Origin of the sequence: uncultured Rikenella sp. (assembly GCF_947628055.1) — a bacterium.
Classification (GTDB): domain Bacteria; phylum Bacteroidota; class Bacteroidia; order Bacteroidales; family Rikenellaceae; genus Rikenella.
This window is the reverse complement of sequence record NZ_CANQYJ010000017.1, coordinates 15,264-31,778: the sequence shown is the minus strand read 5'-3', so window position 1 is coordinate 31,778 and position 16,515 is coordinate 15,264. Positions and strand designations below refer to the sequence as shown.

Genomic DNA, 16,515 nt, shown 5'->3' with positions numbered 1-16,515 from the left:
CGATTAGGAGCTTGTTTGAATACTCGAGTTTATGAGCGTGATTTTGAATTTCAATTCAACTATTGTACGATTAGGAGCTTGTTTGAATACTCGAGTTTATGAGCGTGATTTTGAATTTCAATTCAACTATTGTACGATTAGGAGAATCCAACCTCCCAACTCACCTACCTCCACTCCTATTTCAATTCAACTATTGTACGATTAGGAGAGCATCCAACTCAGAAACCTGTCGAGTTGATCGCAATTTCAATTCAACTATTGTACGATTAGGAGATCCATAATTTAAAGGAAAAGGATTCGATACAGAAACATTTCAATTCAACTATTGTACGATTAGGAGTGACAAACTCGAACATCGTCTGGTTTCCTCCGTTTATTTCAATTCAACTATTGTACGATTAGGGGTCTTCTTGTATTGAATATTGTTCCCCGTATTGTGATTTCAATTCAACTATTGTACGATTAGGGGACAGACGTCCGAAAGCAGGTCGATGATTTGCTCAATTTCAATTCAACTATTGTACGATTAGGGGGTTGTTTTTCGTTCGCCTGCGGAGGTTCCGACGGCATTTCAATTCAACTATTGTACGATTAGGGGGTATCGGGCCGATCTGCGAGGTGATGACAATCAGACATTTCAATTCAACTATTGTACGATTAGGGGATACAATTCACGAACATTGCGCACATACACAATAATTTCAATTCAACTATTGTACGATTAGGGGCCGGGTAGACTAAAGATAAAGACAAGATAAATAAATTTCAATTCAACTATTGTACGATTAGGGGTCAAACTCCGCATCATTACGGCAGCTCTCAACGAATTTCAATTCAACTATTGTACGATTAGGGGTCGACATCGTGAGCCATTGCGTTCTGCATCTCAAATTTCAATTCAACTATTGTACGATTAGGGGCCCTCTCAACGTCCGATTCATCGGAGGGTCAAGAATTTCAATTCAACTATTGTACGATTAGGGGTCATAAGTTTGTTCGCGACCTCGACCAAAAAACGATTTCAATTCAACTATTGTACGATTAGGGGCTTTCAGTATCACCGCGTCTAAGCGCGATATTAAATTTCAATTCAACTATTGTACGATTAGGGGACAAAATAAATATCAAGCACATGCAAAGGTGGTGGATTTCAATTCAACTATTGTACGATTAGGGGACAGTTCCGACTTTTCCGCTGGTCACAAACGCCCATTTCAATTCAACTATTGTACGATTAGGGGTGGATTAGTAAAACGGGGAATGTATGTACTCACTTAATTTCAATTCAACTATTGTACGATTAGGGGAGTGGCAAAAAAAAGGTAAATTTGTACGCTATGTGATTTCAATTCAACTATTGTACGATTAGGGGTATCAAATCACAAACTTGAAAGAAGAGTAACAACAAATTTCAATTCAACTATTGTACGATTAGGGGACACAATGATTTACGAATTACGCGCCTATATAGTAAATTTCAATTCAACTATTGTACGATTAGGGGAAAACCTCAGTTACTGGATGTACTGAATTTGCCTTCATTTCAATTCAACTATTGTACGATTAGGGGCAATGAACGACGTGGAGGCAACCGCTGATTTGTTGATTTCAATTCAACTATTGTACGATTAGGGGAACTTCCTCTGGAGTAACGTCTATGACCTCCCGTCATTTCAATTCAACTATTGTACGATTAGGGGAAAGTTACGAAAAAATAGGCGTTTCTCTCAGTGTTTAATTTCAATTCAACTATTGTACGATTAGGGGCCCGGCTCCAATTCGGCCAATTGGTCGTATAATTTTATTTCAATTCAACTATTGTACGATTAGGGGAGAGCCGCCGCCGCTCTATTTTCAGGACTTTTCCCATTTCAATTCAACTATTGTACGATTAGGGGACCAAGCGTCTGACCAAAACTCTGAACGTCCAACACATTTCAATTCAACTATTGTACGATTAGGGGATAGCTGGATTCACCTTGAAGAAACCATATGACAAATTTCAATTCAACTATTGTACGATTAGGGGAAAAGGATTCACTAAAGAGACAGGACCAGTAAAGAAATTTCAATTCAACTATTGTACGATTAGGGGGCAAAGAGTTCAGCCTCAGAAAAGTCCGTTTGATCATTTCAATTCAACTATTGTACGATTAGGGGCTACTAATCCTGTTTCTGATTATGATCAAGCTTAATTTCAATTCAACTATTGTACGATTAGGGGCACGTTTAGCCTGCAAATCAAAAGAAGAACGATGATTTCAATTCAACTATTGTACGATTAGGGGATTGAGCTTGTTTGTACTGCTGTCGTTTCTATTGCATTTCAATTCAACTATTGTACGATTAGGGGCATTCCGAAAGCGCAACCGAAACGATCCATTATAATTTCAATTCAACTATTGTACGATTAGGGGCTTTTTTCTGTGTAAATTTTCATACTCTTTTTTTTGTATTTCAATTCAACTATTGTACGATTAGGGGATATAGTCCGGCGGCGCCGCGTTTATATCCTTTTTTATTTCAATTCAACTATTGTACGATTAGGGGGCCCGCCGACCCGGCGGCTAAAAAGAGGCATTAGGCTATTTCAATTCAACTATTGTACGATTAGGGGCGGACTCGTCGTATAAATTATATACTACCATATTTCATTTCAATTCAACTATTGTACGATTAGGGGCGATAATGGGTGCGCAGAGAAACGCTCGTGGACTTAATTTCAATTCAACTATTGTACGATTAGGGGATCCACACGGAATTGTAGTTGCCAAGTGTATAACATTTCAATTCAACTATTGTACGATTAGGGGGTAACAAAATGAATATCAAGCACATGCAAAGGTGGTGCATTTCAATTCAACTATTGTACGATTAGGGGCCAGCGGCGATAAACAGGCATCAGGCTGGGAGCGTGATTTCAATTCAACTATTGTACGATTAGGGGTGCAATCCGGCAAATTCTCTAACCTCTACATAAGATTTCAATTCAACTATTGTACGATTAGGGGAGCTGAACTCGTGAAACGCTCGACGCATGGAACGGATTTCAATTCAACTATTGTACGATTAGGGGCCGTGCATCAAGAGTCAAAGATGCACTGTATATCAGATAATTATAAGTTAGGAATTATCCATTTATCCATGCAAAAGTTGTCGACCCCCAATCCATAGAAAAACTCGGGGCTTCGACAACCTACACAAATCATTGACACTCAAATACATCAAAGAGCAATAAGCCCGGTTCGATCCTATTCGACACATAATTCCGCATCTATAGACAACTTATAAAAAATTATCCACCGAAGCACGCTCCCGACCGATAATCCGTTTGTCGAGCCACTTCTCATTACGACTTTCAAAAATAATCAGGCTATCCTCCTCCGCATCCATAATATCCCGGGCCTGCAACTCCAACTCACGCAGCTTCACCTCCGTTATCTCCCCTTCGAATACCGAATTCTGAATCCACGATAAATAGCGCCGGCACAATTTCAGCATCTTCCCCACCCTTTTCTCACCGCAATCATATACCAGAATCACATACATCTTCTCTACCAGTACATTTTAAACGGTTTGTACTCCTCCATTCCCAACAAGTGTTTCGCCAATTTATAACATTCCAAACGGATCAGATAACGATAACTCACCTTCCGGCCCAGCTTGCGGTGCTGAATCGTTTCCAGGAAACGCTCCTCCATAGCCTTTACAAAAATTTCCTTCCCCGCGCGATTCAAGACACACCGGTTCAGGCTACGGTCGAAATGCTTCTCCTGAATCTGTCGTTTATTCAATACATTGAAAATCACCCGATCCACCACGATCGGTTTGAAAATCTCCGAAACATCCAAAGAGAGGGAATACCTGCGCTCGCCCGGTGTATGCAAATAACTGATCGTAGGATTCAGTTGAGTCTGATGAATAGCCCGCAAGCACTGGGAATAACACATCATATTCCCGAACGAGATCAAAGCGTTCACCTCGTTCCGAGGCGGCTGCTTCGTCCGCACCCCCATTTCGAAATCATTCAGAATCAGATCGAACGCCTGATAATAAACCTGCCGGATATTCCCCTCGATCCCCATCAGCTCGTCCACCGCCCTCACCTGCGGAATCTGCGACATATAGCCCTCGATCAGTTCCTTCATCGGCTGGGTATCCTTGCCCCGGCGATTATAGTACTGCAAATTTTTGAGCATATTCGACGCCGCACCCTCGATAAACTTCCGGGCTATTTCCAAACGCCGTTTCGGGGAGTGATAAGCCGCCGCCTGCGCCAGAATCATCCGGCCCGACAACAACGAATCCCGAGGCATGAAAGATCCGGTATAATTTTCGTAATAGTCGAAAAAATGAACCGCAATATCGTTTTGTCCCAGAAAATTATACAATGAACTCGGCGCATCCAGCGAGCCGAAAACATAGAAATCCTCCGCCGTCTCGACCGGAATATACCTCGGATTTCCTTCGCGCATCACACCATCTTCTCCCTCGGTGCGAGGAGTGAATTTCAACGTATTATCCTTTCGGGTCAACGTTCCCGGATTGAAGAGGTAGTAATTTCGTTTCATAACTCATGCTCCCTACCGTCGTCAGACATTTCTCCGACAAAGCAAAAATCGAAATAACTGCATTTGCGGCAGATTCCCTTCCGCCCGGCCGGAACCGCCGGACAGACATCGGCCTGCACAATCCGGTCGATCTCCTTTTCCATCGCCTCCAGCTTTCCCCGGTCTTCATCGGTCAAAGCCCCGAGGCGCTCCGTATGCCTGAGGGCAGGATACTCCAAGACGGCCGTCACCCCCTCCACCCCGATCCGTTCCAGCACAGACTGATAATATCTGACCTGCCACACATGCGCCTCTTCCATCCGGTCGGACATTTTGACCTCATGGATCACACGCTCGCGGGCATCGTAAAAGTCGATTTTAACCGACCCGACCTCCAACTCTTCGTACCGGATCGACCGGGACGGATAAGAGGTTTCGTGCAGCAGCGTCCCTTCGGCCACCCGTTCGGAGGCATGTTCCATACCCAAGCCGCCCGCGTAAAGCCACAGCTTCCGCGGGCAGACAAGCAGGTAATTATAGTATTTGCCCCCGTATTTCATAACCGGCAAGCCCGAAGCAAAGGTCTCTTATCTCTGGTGTTCGTAGTCGAATGCCTGCAAACGGTCGGTCAGGTCTTTTTCGGCAGCCTCCAACGCATCCGCACTTTCAATGGAAGTGACGACATATCCGGCTGCCGGAAGCGTCACGAAGATCTCGGCGCCGGCCGTTTCGTCGATAATCGGTTTCGCTTTGGGCCGATCGCTCTCTTCGATCAATTTCGCCCGGATCGCACCGGCCAGCGTATTGGCATTGTCGCTGATCGCCACCGCCAGCGTTTCCATCAGACTGAAAGTGCGCGCCTGATTCGACGTGATCCGCCAATTGAGCAGCGCATGGGCCAATGCCGGGATAATCTCGTCCCGCCGGGCTTTCGGCACGACCAAACAACGGCCGAAAGTATTTTCACTTTCCGTCCATCCCTCCGCTTTCAGATTGTCGATCATCTCCGGAGTCAACTCCGGCTCGTGCTGGTTGAGCGACACGCAAAACAGGGTACGCAGATCGACAGCCACATCGAACACGAACAGGCCGCTCGCCCGCTTATTGTCCGGGATCCAGTGACGGCGCGGCAAAGTAGCATGTACGTCTTTTAAGAATGCGTCTATTTCTTCTTCCGTCAGTTCCCGGTCGCCCATTCGGACTTTTACCGGATTGTTTTCCGGCCGGTCGCTGCGGTCGAATGTCAGGTTTTCCGTTTCCATTCCTCCCAGCAGAGGATGCAAGGGCCGCATCGCCGAAACGGACAGCGGGCTGCGCCGTTTCACCGTATAGTCCGTCGAAGCGGCCCGCATCCATCCGCCGATCAGTTGATCCACATAGCGCGGATCGCACGGCGACCACGGCTCCTTATTGCCCAGTTTTTTATCCTTGCTGATTTCGTAATTGAAAGTTATAGGCGCCATCGGCACATTCAACGCATCGGTCAGAGCCTCCAGCACCGAACGTTTGACCTGCTGGCCGCTGGAATACGCTACGAGCCGTCCGAAAGTCGGATCATAGTACGATTTCTGACCGTCCTGAACGCAAAAGACCGTATGCTCCACATGACGCAAGACGCGTAAATAAATGTAAGGGGTATCCATATCTAAAGATTTGAGTTGAATTTAACAGTAGTGTATCGGAAACGCACGAGTGTCATAAAATAGGAGACATTCTCCGGCAGCATCATATGAATCAATTTGCCGAATTCGTCGTACTCCCCAATCGACTCATTTGCACTCAATTCTTTTTTCACATCATCCAAAGCTTTCAGCAAGGCTTTTCGGGTAGATGCACCCAATACCTCTTTTTCCACGAGATTGGAGCGCACGGTTCGCCCGGTTTTCCCGTTTTGGGTAAACTGGTATAAACATCGCGCTATTTCTTCCGCTTTGTTCCACATTTCTTCGTTGTTCAGCATAGCCAGGATCCAGGTTAAATAGGTTTGAAACTTTACTTGATTCTGTTCATCGTCCGGTTTGTACTTGAGTGCCTTGCGCCCTGTCATGATATCCCGCAATCCTTCCGGTTCCATCGCGAATATCCCGATGCTTCCCCGCTGGCAGCACCGCTCGAAAGCCACAGCCGTCCCGAACAAGGCCCTCGCCTTGCGCGCCGAGTTCAGCCCGAACCACTTAATGTACAAATCCAAGGGCCGCACGATCTCCGGCAGCTCGAACGGGATAAAACCGATCGTTTCGTTCGTTTGTCCCAGCTTCCAGATATATCCCATCAACCGCTCGTTCGGAAAATACCGGGCGATCCCCTGCATGACCTCCGCCCAGCCGACCGTTTCAAACCCCGTTTTTTCCCCCCTCAACACCCGTTCATGCGGAACAAAATCATCCGTCGGATGTTCCGCATCGAAACTCATATCGGTGTCGTACCGATGCCGGATCCAGCATCCGTTCCAAGTCAGCACCTTATTGGGTTCACTCTGCGGTACGCCGTCCAGCAACTCCCGATAGTACCGCCAGCCGTCGAATACCGCCAACAGGATTTCCGGTTTATCCAACAAGATCGCCCACCCGCCGGAAACTCCGATCCCGAGCGCCGCACCGATCCAAGAAAGATAGTAATCTTCGGATTCCAGCGGCATTTTCATATGGGTCACCTGTCCGGAAGTGGTACCCGTAACCCCGGCCGCCGGAAAACCCAGCGCAATACTGGCATCCGCCTGGGTCGCCGTGTCGATGCTTTTCTGCAATACGCTCAGCTTCTCCGCCCTTTCCGCCGGGGTGAACGGTTTGCCCTTCTTCACCCCCTGAACGAAAGGCGAATTGGACGGCCACAGCATGTATTTCTCATGGTCGAAAAACAGCGGGAACATCACTTCGGCAAAAAACCGTTTCCCGTCGTAATCCGTCCCCTCCCGCACATTATAGGCATCCAGAAAAACCGATCCTATGTACGATGCAATCATAATTCCCCTCTATAAAAAACGATTCGTAACATCCTCGTATTCCGGCCGCGCGAATTCCTGCAAAAAGCCCAATTCCGACGAATAAGCTCTGTCCGGTATCACGAACGGTGCATTCCCCCACTCTTTCAACTGGTTCAAGCCGTTATATCCCACAGCCTTATAACTCACCGGTATCTCCATCGCCTGCCTCTCTGCCGCCGATGCAGACTTGTACGCCTCGGCATCCCCCTCCACGACACAACTCACCGAGTCGATGTCCAACGCCTCCAGCAAGGCCGATTTCGACCGGTGCATCAATCCTCCCAACTGCCACCGCCCCCGATCATACGCCGCCAACAATCCTATATCGACCGGGGCAACCGGCACCGTCCGATACAGTTCATCCAGCCGCCGCTGCATGTCCCGCTCCCGGAACAGCTCCCCGTCCGGCAACAGATCGAAACTCCTCCGCAACACCTCCGCCGAATAGGGCAGCGCCTCCTTGCCGTCTTCCGGAGGCGCGATCACGTAAACCGGTCTATACCGGCCGATCGTGTCCGCCGTCCTCCGCCGGTTAATCCGGCCGAATCGCTGCACCAAAGCATCCAACGGCGCACACTCCGTCACCATCAGATCGAAACTGATGTCGAGGCTCACTTCCACCACTTGCGTGGAAACAACGATACACCCCTCTCCCGCCGGCAGCCCATTCAGTTCATCTCTCAACCGGTTTTCGAGCCCCGCACGGTCGCCCCGTTTGAACCGCCCATGGATCAACATCACCGGTACCGTCGGGTTGTAAGCCTCTGCCAGCCGGCCGTAAATCTCCTGCGCCCGAGCCACCCGATTGCATACGACCAGCACTTTATCCCCCCGTCCGACAGCCGTTCGCACGACCGGCTCCGCATCCGCCGCGGAAGACAGTTTGTACACCACATGACGGTCGAACGTATCGAGCACCTCCGGCGGAAGCCTCACTTCGCAAACCTCATCCTGACCGCCGAGCAAATCCAATACCCGCCCATACAATGCCCCCGGCATGGTCGCCGTGCCCACATGCACCCGGCATCCCGCCGCCGCCAATATCTCGACGATCTTCAGTACGACAGCCTGCATCGTATCGCTGTACGTATGAATCTCGTCCAGGATCACATCGCACCCTTCGAGGTCGGTCAGCATCGCTTCATACCCTTTGACGCCGAATGCGACCGATGCCATCTGATGCGGTGTCATCACCTTGACCGACGCTCCCGCATGCCGCTGCAATACCCGTTCTTCCACCGTTCCTTTCCCGAATCTGAGCGCCGAAGCAGCATGCAGCAACCGGACATCCGCATCCGTCCCCGCCAGATCGTTCCGAATGCGCTCGTACATCGCATTGATGGAGGCCTGGAACGGCAGCGTGTAAAACACCCTTCCCCGACATCTGCGGAGCAGGAAGTCGGTTTTACCCGCCCCCGTAGGCGCAGTCACTATCGTGTGCGGCCGCGGATCGTCAGCCTCCAGCAACGACAACGGATACAACGCACTCCGCCGCGACGCATAATACCTCAAATCCGGCTCCCGAAACAGCTTTTCCGTATCGATGCGATCGGCCAGCCCCTGTTCCGCAAGCGCCGAAGCCAATCCGTCCGCCGCCATCAATACGCCCCTCCATAAAGACCATTCTTTGACCTTCGTCCTTTCCCGGCAATAGGCCACCGCCTCGTCATAGTTCTCCCGCGCTTCCGCCACGGAGATATGCGTTCGTTCCGCCGCGCCGGGACAGCCGATCTCCCGTAAAACCGCCAAGGCTTCCGTACACCACTCCCCGAAACCCCGGCTATGTATCGCAAAAGATTCCTCGTCTCCGTCCAAATCGAGCAGCCCCAAACCCCGGATGTCCTTTTTCACCGATTTATGGTGGCCCGCCACCATTTCGATCACCGGCCCGTGCCACGCCCCAGGAAGCAAGGAAAGGAAAAACAGCGACGCGACCTCATGCCGGAAAATATCATCCCCCAACCGGCAATGCCCCCGCAAACGCTGCTGGAACAACAGGGAGGCTTTCCCTATATCGTGCAACAGCGCTCCCGCAACCGCCACGTCGGTATCGAGACCCGACCGGCCCGCGATCACCCGGGCAAATCGCGCCGTCTGACGCAAATGATCCGCCAGCGAAAGCGCCTCGCCGGCCGACGACGGACTTTTGGCCCAAATATGGCTGCACTTGTCGCCCATCTTATTCACATCCCGCTACCGCCGTATTCACCGGATTCCCCGTTATTTCGATCCGGCCGTACCGCATTTCGCATTCCGGGCTGAACCGGTCGAAGCCCACCGGAAACATGCCGGCCTCGCCACGCTTCCCGAACCTCAGTTCATAGCCCGGCAACTCATCGAACCGGACTGCGTCCATCACCCGGATTTCCGGCTCCGGCAACAACACGTCTTCATTCCGGCACAGACATATATGCTGCCGTACAGCACACTCGGCATCTTCCCGCGAGGCAAAAGCAAGCACCAGTTTCGGATTCACCAACACTCCCCGATCCAATATCGACCGGGGACGAACCATTAGCTTCTTTTTGGTTAGCTGATCCCAGCCGCGAGGATGAGTTTGTTCCCGCTGCAAACTGAAGCCGGCATAGGTGAGTTTATGCCGAAGGATTCCGCCGACCTGCAATTTCTGCCGCATGCCTTCGATAATCGACGGGGTCAGGAACTGCTGACTGTATGTTTTGGAATCGCGCCCGGCGAACCAGGGCTTGATAAAGCCCACAGGACCGCTATACACGACCGTGAAATATTGTTGCTTTTCCATAAACGTAATTGATCAGCTTTCCTTTTATCCTATGAATCCGAATCCGAGCGATCCTTTCTCGCCCAGCCCGCAGTCCCCTGCCATATCCAGCAAGCCGGGATCACAGCGCAGCCGGAAGCGGTAATCATATCCGATCACTTTCGTCTCCTGAGGCGTAAAGCGTTTTACGGCAATCCCTTTCCGACGCGGCTCGGATAAAAGTTCAAATTGGAAAACTCCGTTTCCCGGATACTCCTCGCCGTAATAAAACTTATACTTTTCCAAAAGATTCCGCATCAGGCATTCGCCCATCTGCGGATCGGCAGGCGAAAGATAATCGGCATGACCCGTCTGTCGATTTTTACGCGACACGCATACCGGCGACAATGTCCGAAAGAGGCCCTCCGCAACTCCCTCCGCATCGACGGCCGCCATCTCGGACAAAGGAGGCAGAATCTCAATATCCGTCACTTTAAGCCGAACTTTCGACACCTTGTCCCCGACCTCGAGCACCTGATCCGCAAAAGTCCCCTTGACAAAAGCGGCCGTACTCTGCGCGGGCAGAAACGAGAGATACAAAACAATCCGCTCGCACTCCGAACGAAGCCGGTCTCCGTTGATCGAAAAGCGGGGAATGCGGAAATTGGAAAAACAAAAGAGTTTCAGCCTCTTTCCCCCCAGCTCAGAGTCCGTAAAACCGTTGTCATGGAGCCAGGCCGCATAATCCGCATCGCTGCGGCTCATACATTTGTAAATGGCAGACGATAATTCGTACTGATAATTCAGCGGAAGCGTCCGTTGCGATGCTTCCCCTATCGTAAGATTTATCCTAAAACGCATGTATAGTGTATCTCTAACTGATGAACCTCTTCCAAAGATAGAAATTTTGAATTAAAAAAACGACAAAATAAACTATTTCCGGCGTTTGCCGTTTTTGAGGATCACCCCAATCACAAAAGAAAGGACAAGCACCTGGCCCCAAGCGTTTTTCACGCCGAAAGGCCCGGAAAAACAAACAGGAAAAACGGCACCGGATTTTTTCAGCCCGAATGAAATCGACATCTTTGCACCAAACGATCCGATAAGAATGAAACACCTCCTCTTCTCCGAACGCATGAAGATGGCAGACCTGATCCACGCCAACTACCGGCTGTTGTTCGTGCTGCCGCGCTTCGGCATCCAGCTGGGCTTCGGCGACAAAAGCATCGGCGAGGTCTGCCTCATGCACGGCATATCGACCCGCCTGTTCCTGCTGGTCTGCAATATCTACACCTTCGACGACTTCCTGCCGGACGCCTCCGAGCTGCACTCTTTCACGGCCGAAGACCTGACCGACTACCTGCATAACTCCCACGCCGATTACACCCGCGAACAGATTCCCGAAATCCGGAGGCAGGTACTGGCTCTGATCGGCTGCTGCGAAGCGAAAAACGGACGGATACTGGAACGTTTCTTCGACGATTACAACCGCGAAGTGACCCGCCATTTCAATTACGAAGAAACGGTGGTCTTTCCCTACATCCACAACCTCTCCGAAGGGGAAAAATCGGACGAGGGGTACTCCATCGGCCAGTTCGAGAAAAATCACAGCAACATCGAGGAAAAATTGGGCGACCTGAAGAATATCCTGATCAAATACCTGCCGGACATGTGCCCGGGGAGTGCACGCAACAAACTGCTGCTCGACCTCTATCTGCTGGAGGATGACCTGAACAAGCACTCGCTGATCGAAGACCGCATCCTGGTGCCGTTGGTCGAACAATTAGAGGAACGCATGCGATGAACAACACGCCGAGAAAACACCGGAAAGCGGTTCTCATCGAACCTTCGGCGATCATCGCTGCCGGGCTGAAAACCTTACTGGCAGAAGCCGGCAGCGAATTTGAAATCTGCGGAACTTTCGAGGAACCGACCCATTTCGTCGAACGCGCCCCGCTGCTGAATCCGGATCTGATCCTGATCGATCCGGCAGTATTCGACTTCCAGAAAAGAACGGCTGTCCACAACTTCTTTGAAGGCCAGCAAGGAGCGGCGCTGGTAGCCGTCGTCTACAGTTTCATCGAGCCGGAAGTTCTGAAACAGTATCACGGTTCCATCCACATCTACGACGACGGCCACAAGATCATCCGCAAGCTGCGGCAGGCCATTGACGCCCGACAGCACGAGACGGAATCTGCCGGAGAGAACAGCAGTTACGAACTCACCGAACGCGAAAGCGAAATTCTGGTCTCCGTGGCCAAAGGGATGACCAACAAGGAGATCGCCGACACGCACCACATCTCGGTGCATACGGTCATTTCGCACCGCAAGAACATCACCCGCAAAACGGGAATCAAAACCGTTTCGGGGCTGACGGTCTATGCCTTGTTGAATAACCTGATCGACCAGTCGGAGGTGGAATAAGATCGACCGCCTCCCCCCTACAAATGGGGATGGCACCGCCGGTTTTTCCCCACATTCGGGGATTGCCTCCGCTTCCAGATTCGCCGACCTTTGTGCTGTCAGCCAAACCGAAAAACACGGCGAATTTATTTTGTAAGCCAACTCAATAAATGTCCGAGAACCCCTGCCTCCGGAAGCCATGCCGGAAAGACAGGGGTTCTTTTCTGCCACTGCCCTCATGCGGACCGGCCTCAAGCTGCCGACTGCGTTCACGCATAGGCGATTATATTTATGTACCCGTATTTTTGAGGGGGTATTTTTTGCCTCGCGCCGAGGCTGCTCGGCAAAAAATATTTCCGAAAAATTTGACGGCTTCGATTCTTTCACTATATTTGCAAAGTACGCATAGGTACGAAAACAGACATGAAAGCGATTATTTCGGTCAACAACGCATGGTGGTGGCGCTCACTTCTTAACACGAAGTCGTGAGGTAGCCGCTTTATCCCTGCATCAAACCATAACCAACGAGAAGGGCTGTCGAACTCACGACAGCCCTTCTTCTTTTTTCCGCATAACACAAAACAAAATACCATGAATTACCACATCGACGAAAACGGTTACTACGGACGTTTCGGCGGAGCCTACATCCCGGAGATTCTGCACGCCAACGTCGAACACCTGCAACGCGAATACCGGCGGATCATCGACGATCCCGCCTTTCAGCAAGAGTTCCGCACCCTGCTCGCGGATTACGTGGGGCGGCCTTCGCCGCTCACTTTCGCCCCGCGGATGAGCCGGCGCTACGGTACGAAAATCTACCTCAAACGCGAAGACCTCAACCACACCGGAGCCCACAAGATCAACAACACCATCGGCCAGATTCTGCTGGCGCGGCGCATGGGCAAAACCCGCATCATCGCCGAAACCGGCGCCGGACAGCACGGCGTGGCGACCGCTACGGTCTGTGCCCTGATGAATATGCCCTGCGTCGTCTATATGGGCGCCACCGACGTGAAAAGGCAATACCTCAACGTGCAGAAAATGCAGATGCTCGGCGCCGAAGTGCGCCCCGTCACCAGCGGCAACATGACCCTCAAGGACGCGACGAACGAAGCGATCCGCGACTGGTGCTGCCACCCCGCCGACACCCACTACATCATCGGCTCGACCGTCGGGCCTCACCCCTACCCCGACATGGTGGCCCGTTTCCAGTCGGTCATCAGCGAAGAGATCAGGAAACAGCTGCGGGCCAAAGAGGGACGCGACTACCCCGACTATCTGATCGCCTGTGTGGGCGGCGGGAGCAACGCCGCGGGAACATTCTACCACTACCTGAACGACGAACGCGTCCGCCTGATCGCCGCCGAAGCCGCCGGTCTGGGCATCGACACCGAAAAATCGGCCGCGACCATCCACTTAGGCCGCGAAGGAATCATCCACGGCGCCCGTACCCTCGTGATGCAGACCCCGGACGGCCAAATCACCGAGCCCTACTCGATCTCCGCCGGGCTGGACTACCCGGGCATCGGCCCCGTCCACGCCAACCTCGCCGAGAGCCAGCGCGCCGAAGTGTTAGCCGTGACCGACGACGAAGCCTTGAAAGCCGCATTCGAGCTGACCGCATTGGAAGGCATCATCCCTGCGTTGGAATCGGCACACGCCTTAGCCGTGTTCGGCCGGAAGAAATTCAAGCCGGACGACGTGGTCGTCCTGACCGTATCGGGCCGCGGCGACAAAGACATGGAAACCTATATCGAACATTTCAACCGGAAAAACCATGACAATGAATAAATCGAATGCCCGCGACAGCAGTGTCCCGGTCAAGCGGGCGCCGGAGAGGGCGCCCGAGGCAGGCAAGACAAACGGGAGCCGCTTTCGTCTGTCCGCCGCGAGCCGCACCCTGCTGGCCGACCTGCAGACCCCGGTAGGGATTTACCTCAAAGTACGCGATCTGTTTCCCGAATCGGCCCTGTTAGAGAGCTCCGACTACCACTCCTCCGAGAACAGCTACTCTTTCATCGGCGTCGAACCGATCGCCCGTTTTACCGTCGAACGCGGCACCGTGGCCGAACACTATCCCGACCATACCGTCCGCACCTACCCCCTGACGGAAGATACCCGGCTGCCCGACGCCCTGAACGCCTTCGTCCGGCGATTCGACATCACGGGCGACCGCCGAACGACCGACGGATTCTTCGGCTATACCTCCTACGATGCCGTACAGTACTTTGAAAGCGTCCGGATCGAATCCGCCCCGGCCGCCGAAGCCGACATCCCGGAAATGATCTACATTCTCTACCGTTTCGTCATCTCGGTCGATCACCTGCGGAACGAAATGACCGTCGTCGAAAACCGGGCCGAGGACGAACCGAGCCGGATGGAAAGTCTGCTGGGGATTCTCGCCAACCGCAATTTCCCGACCTACGGGTTCCGCACCTGCGGCGACGTAACCTCGCCCCTGACGGACGACGAACACCGGGCCAACGTGCGCGAAGGGATTCGCCACTGCCTGCGCGGCGACGTCTTTCAGATCGTCCTTTCGCGCCGCTTCGCCCAGCCGTTCGCCGGCGACGATTTCAACGTCTACCGCTCACTGCGTTCCATCAATCCGTCGCCTTACCTTTTCTACTTCGATTTCGGATCGTTCCGCATCTTCGGCTCCTCGCCCGAGACCCACTTCAAGATCGAAGGCCGTGTGGCGACCATCGACCCGATCGCCGGGACGGTGAAACGGACGGGAAACGACGCCGAAGACGAACGGCTGGCCCAGCAGCTGATAGCCGACCCCAAGGAGAACGCCGAGCACACGATGCTGGTCGATCTGGCTCGCAACGACCTGAGCCGGAACACCTCGGACGTTTACGTCAAATCCTACAAGGAGCTGCAATTCTATTCGCACGTGATCCACTTAGTTTCGCGGGTGTGCGGCACGGTGCCGGCGGAGGCCAATCCGATCAAGCTGTACGCCGACACCTTTCCGGCCGGCACGCTTTCCGGTGCGCCGAAAGTGCGGGCCATGCAATTGATCGACCGCATCGAGCCGCACCGCCGCGGATTCTACGGCGGCTGCATCGGCCACATCGGATTCGACGGCAACCTGAATCAGGCCATTACGATCCGCACGTTTCTAAGCAAAAACAATACGCTCTACTTTCAGGCCGGCGGCGGCATCGTGGCCAGCTCCGACCCGGAAAACGAATTGCGCGAAGTGAACAACAAATTAGGCGCCCTGCGCCGCGCCATCGAAGCGGCCGGCCGAATCGGCCGCTGACACTCCCCTTACTGCGATGAAGATATTAGTTTTCGACAATTACGACTCATTCACCTACAACCTCGTCCAACTGCTGCGCGAAGCCGGCTGCGACGACCTCGACATCTTCCGCAACGACCGGATCACGCTCGACGAGGTGGAAAGATACGACAAGATCCTCCTTTCACCGGGACCGGGGATTCCGTCCGAAGCGGGGATTCTATTGCCGCTGATCGAGCGTTACGCCCCGACCAAAAGCATCCTCGGCGTCTGCCTCGGCGAACAGGCCGTCGGCGAAGCATTCGGCGCGCGGCTGCTGAACCTGCCGCACGTCTACCACGGCATCGCCAGCCCGATCACGGTCGCAGAACCCGACCCGCTGTTCGACGGCCTCCCCTCCCGATTTGAAGCGGGACGCTACCACTCGTGGATCGTGGATCGCAGCGGCTTTCCGTCCGACACGCTGAAAATCACCGCTGTGGACGACGAAGGGCATATCATGGCGCTGGCACACCGCACCTACGACGTGCGGGGGGTGCAGTTCCATCCCGAATCGGTACTCACGCCCGAAGGAAAACAGCTGATCGCCAACTGGCTCAAACACTGACCG

At 52.5% G+C, this 16,515-nt stretch carries 14 protein-coding genes and 1 CRISPR repeat array; of the genes, 5 read left to right on the top strand and 9 right to left on the bottom strand.

The features are described from left to right. Window positions 1-47: 47 nt before the first annotated feature. A CRISPR array of direct repeats spans window positions 48-3,076; the repeat unit is 30 nt; unit sequence ATTTCAATTCAACTATTGTACGATTAGGGG. 209 nt (window positions 3,077-3,285) lie between these two features. The 9 genes from cas2 to Q0Z93_RS02945 form a co-directional block, all read right to left on the bottom strand. Then, entirely contained in the window at window positions 3,286-3,549 is a 264-nt protein-coding gene (cas2, locus tag Q0Z93_RS02985) for a CRISPR-associated endonuclease Cas2 (RefSeq protein WP_298062409.1), read from the bottom strand. A gap of 5 nt (window positions 3,550-3,554) precedes the next feature. Then, on the bottom strand, window positions 3,555-4,571 hold the full coding sequence (gene cas1b, locus Q0Z93_RS02980) for a type I-B CRISPR-associated endonuclease Cas1b (RefSeq protein ID WP_298062407.1): 1,017 nt from the start codon (window positions 4,569-4,571) through the stop codon (window positions 3,555-3,557). Beyond that, the gene (locus Q0Z93_RS02975) at window positions 4,568-5,110 is read right to left on the bottom strand and encodes a CRISPR-associated protein Cas4 (protein WP_298062405.1); all 543 of its coding nucleotides are present in this window, start codon (window positions 5,108-5,110) and stop codon (window positions 4,568-4,570) included. The genes cas1b and Q0Z93_RS02975 overlap by 4 nt, the downstream gene beginning before the upstream one ends. 27 nt (window positions 5,111-5,137) lie before the next feature. Further along, on the bottom strand, window positions 5,138-6,193 hold the full coding sequence (locus Q0Z93_RS02970) for a CRISPR-associated protein Cas7 (RefSeq protein ID WP_298062403.1): 1,056 nt from the start codon (window positions 6,191-6,193) through the stop codon (window positions 5,138-5,140). A 2-nt stretch (window positions 6,194-6,195) separates the two neighbouring features. Next, a complete protein-coding gene (locus tag Q0Z93_RS02965; protein ID WP_298062401.1) occupies window positions 6,196-7,512 on the bottom strand; it encodes a hypothetical protein in 1,317 nt (438 codons plus the stop codon). A gap of 9 nt (window positions 7,513-7,521) precedes the next feature. Continuing rightward, entirely contained in the window at window positions 7,522-9,711 is a 2,190-nt protein-coding gene (gene cas3, locus Q0Z93_RS02960) for a CRISPR-associated helicase Cas3' (RefSeq protein ID WP_298062399.1), read from the bottom strand. Between the two features lies 1 nt (window position 9,712). Continuing rightward, the gene (locus Q0Z93_RS02955; protein ID WP_298062398.1) at window positions 9,713-10,294 is read right to left on the bottom strand and encodes a hypothetical protein; all 582 of its coding nucleotides are present in this window, start codon (window positions 10,292-10,294) and stop codon (window positions 9,713-9,715) included. 24 nt (window positions 10,295-10,318) lie between these two features. Continuing rightward, complete coding sequence (cas6, locus tag Q0Z93_RS02950; protein WP_298062396.1) at window positions 10,319-11,113, bottom strand: CRISPR-associated endoribonuclease Cas6; 795 nt, start codon at window positions 11,111-11,113, stop codon at window positions 10,319-10,321. Window positions 11,114-11,185: 72 nt separating this feature from the next. After that, on the bottom strand, window positions 11,186-11,335 hold the full coding sequence (locus tag Q0Z93_RS02945; RefSeq protein ID WP_298062395.1) for a hypothetical protein: 150 nt from the start codon (window positions 11,333-11,335) through the stop codon (window positions 11,186-11,188). A 25-nt stretch (window positions 11,336-11,360) separates the two neighbouring features. Here Q0Z93_RS02945 and Q0Z93_RS02940 point away from each other — a divergent pair, with 25 nt between their 5' ends. The 5 genes from Q0Z93_RS02940 (at window position 11,361) to Q0Z93_RS02920 (ending at window position 16,512) form a co-directional block, all read left to right on the top strand. Beyond that, on the top strand, window positions 11,361-12,056 hold the full coding sequence (locus Q0Z93_RS02940) for a hemerythrin domain-containing protein (protein ID WP_298062392.1): 696 nt from the start codon (window positions 11,361-11,363) through the stop codon (window positions 12,054-12,056). Beyond that, a complete protein-coding gene (locus Q0Z93_RS02935; RefSeq protein WP_298062390.1) occupies window positions 12,053-12,676 on the top strand; it encodes a response regulator transcription factor in 624 nt (207 codons plus the stop codon). The genes Q0Z93_RS02940 and Q0Z93_RS02935 overlap by 4 nt, the downstream gene beginning before the upstream one ends. 570 nt (window positions 12,677-13,246) lie before the next feature. Beyond that, the gene (gene trpB / locus Q0Z93_RS02930; RefSeq protein ID WP_298062388.1) at window positions 13,247-14,446 is read left to right on the top strand and encodes a tryptophan synthase subunit beta; all 1,200 of its coding nucleotides are present in this window, start codon (window positions 13,247-13,249) and stop codon (window positions 14,444-14,446) included. Further along, the gene (locus Q0Z93_RS02925) at window positions 14,433-15,926 is read left to right on the top strand and encodes a chorismate-binding protein (RefSeq protein WP_298062386.1); all 1,494 of its coding nucleotides are present in this window, start codon (window positions 14,433-14,435) and stop codon (window positions 15,924-15,926) included. The genes trpB and Q0Z93_RS02925 overlap by 14 nt, the downstream gene beginning before the upstream one ends. 16 nt (window positions 15,927-15,942) lie before the next feature. Next, window positions 15,943-16,512 (top strand): aminodeoxychorismate/anthranilate synthase component II, encoded by a 570-nt coding sequence (locus tag Q0Z93_RS02920; RefSeq protein WP_298062384.1) that lies wholly within the window; start codon window positions 15,943-15,945, stop codon window positions 16,510-16,512. Window positions 16,513-16,515: the final 3 nt, after the last annotated feature.

Bases quoted from the DNA above. Each gene is read 5' to 3' on its own strand.
- cas2 (WP_298062409.1), bottom strand. From the start codon at position 3,549: ATGTATGTGATTCTGGTATATGATTGCGGTGAGAAAAGGGTGGGGAAG.
- cas1b (WP_298062407.1), bottom strand. From the start codon at position 4,571: ATGAAACGAAATTACTACCTCTTCAATCCGGGAACGTTGACCCGAAAG.
- Q0Z93_RS02975 (WP_298062405.1), bottom strand. From the start codon at position 5,110: ATGAAATACGGGGGCAAATACTATAATTACCTGCTTGTCTGCCCGCGG.
- Q0Z93_RS02970 (WP_298062403.1), bottom strand. From the start codon at position 6,193: ATGGATACCCCTTACATTTATTTACGCGTCTTGCGTCATGTGGAGCAT.
- Q0Z93_RS02965 (WP_298062401.1), bottom strand. From the start codon at position 7,512: ATGATTGCATCGTACATAGGATCGGTTTTTCTGGATGCCTATAATGTG.
- cas3 (WP_298062399.1), bottom strand. From the start codon at position 9,711: ATGGGCGACAAGTGCAGCCATATTTGGGCCAAAAGTCCGTCGTCGGCC.
- Q0Z93_RS02955 (WP_298062398.1), bottom strand. From the start codon at position 10,294: ATGGAAAAGCAACAATATTTCACGGTCGTGTATAGCGGTCCTGTGGGC.
- cas6 (WP_298062396.1), bottom strand. From the start codon at position 11,113: ATGCGTTTTAGGATAAATCTTACGATAGGGGAAGCATCGCAACGGACG.
- Q0Z93_RS02945 (WP_298062395.1), bottom strand. From the start codon at position 11,335: ATGTCGATTTCATTCGGGCTGAAAAAATCCGGTGCCGTTTTTCCTGTT.
- Q0Z93_RS02940 (WP_298062392.1), top strand. From the start codon at position 11,361: ATGAAACACCTCCTCTTCTCCGAACGCATGAAGATGGCAGACCTGATC.
- Q0Z93_RS02935 (WP_298062390.1), top strand. From the start codon at position 12,053: ATGAACAACACGCCGAGAAAACACCGGAAAGCGGTTCTCATCGAACCT.
- trpB (WP_298062388.1), top strand. From the start codon at position 13,247: ATGAATTACCACATCGACGAAAACGGTTACTACGGACGTTTCGGCGGA.
- Q0Z93_RS02925 (WP_298062386.1), top strand. From the start codon at position 14,433: ATGACAATGAATAAATCGAATGCCCGCGACAGCAGTGTCCCGGTCAAG.
- Q0Z93_RS02920 (WP_298062384.1), top strand. From the start codon at position 15,943: ATGAAGATATTAGTTTTCGACAATTACGACTCATTCACCTACAACCTC.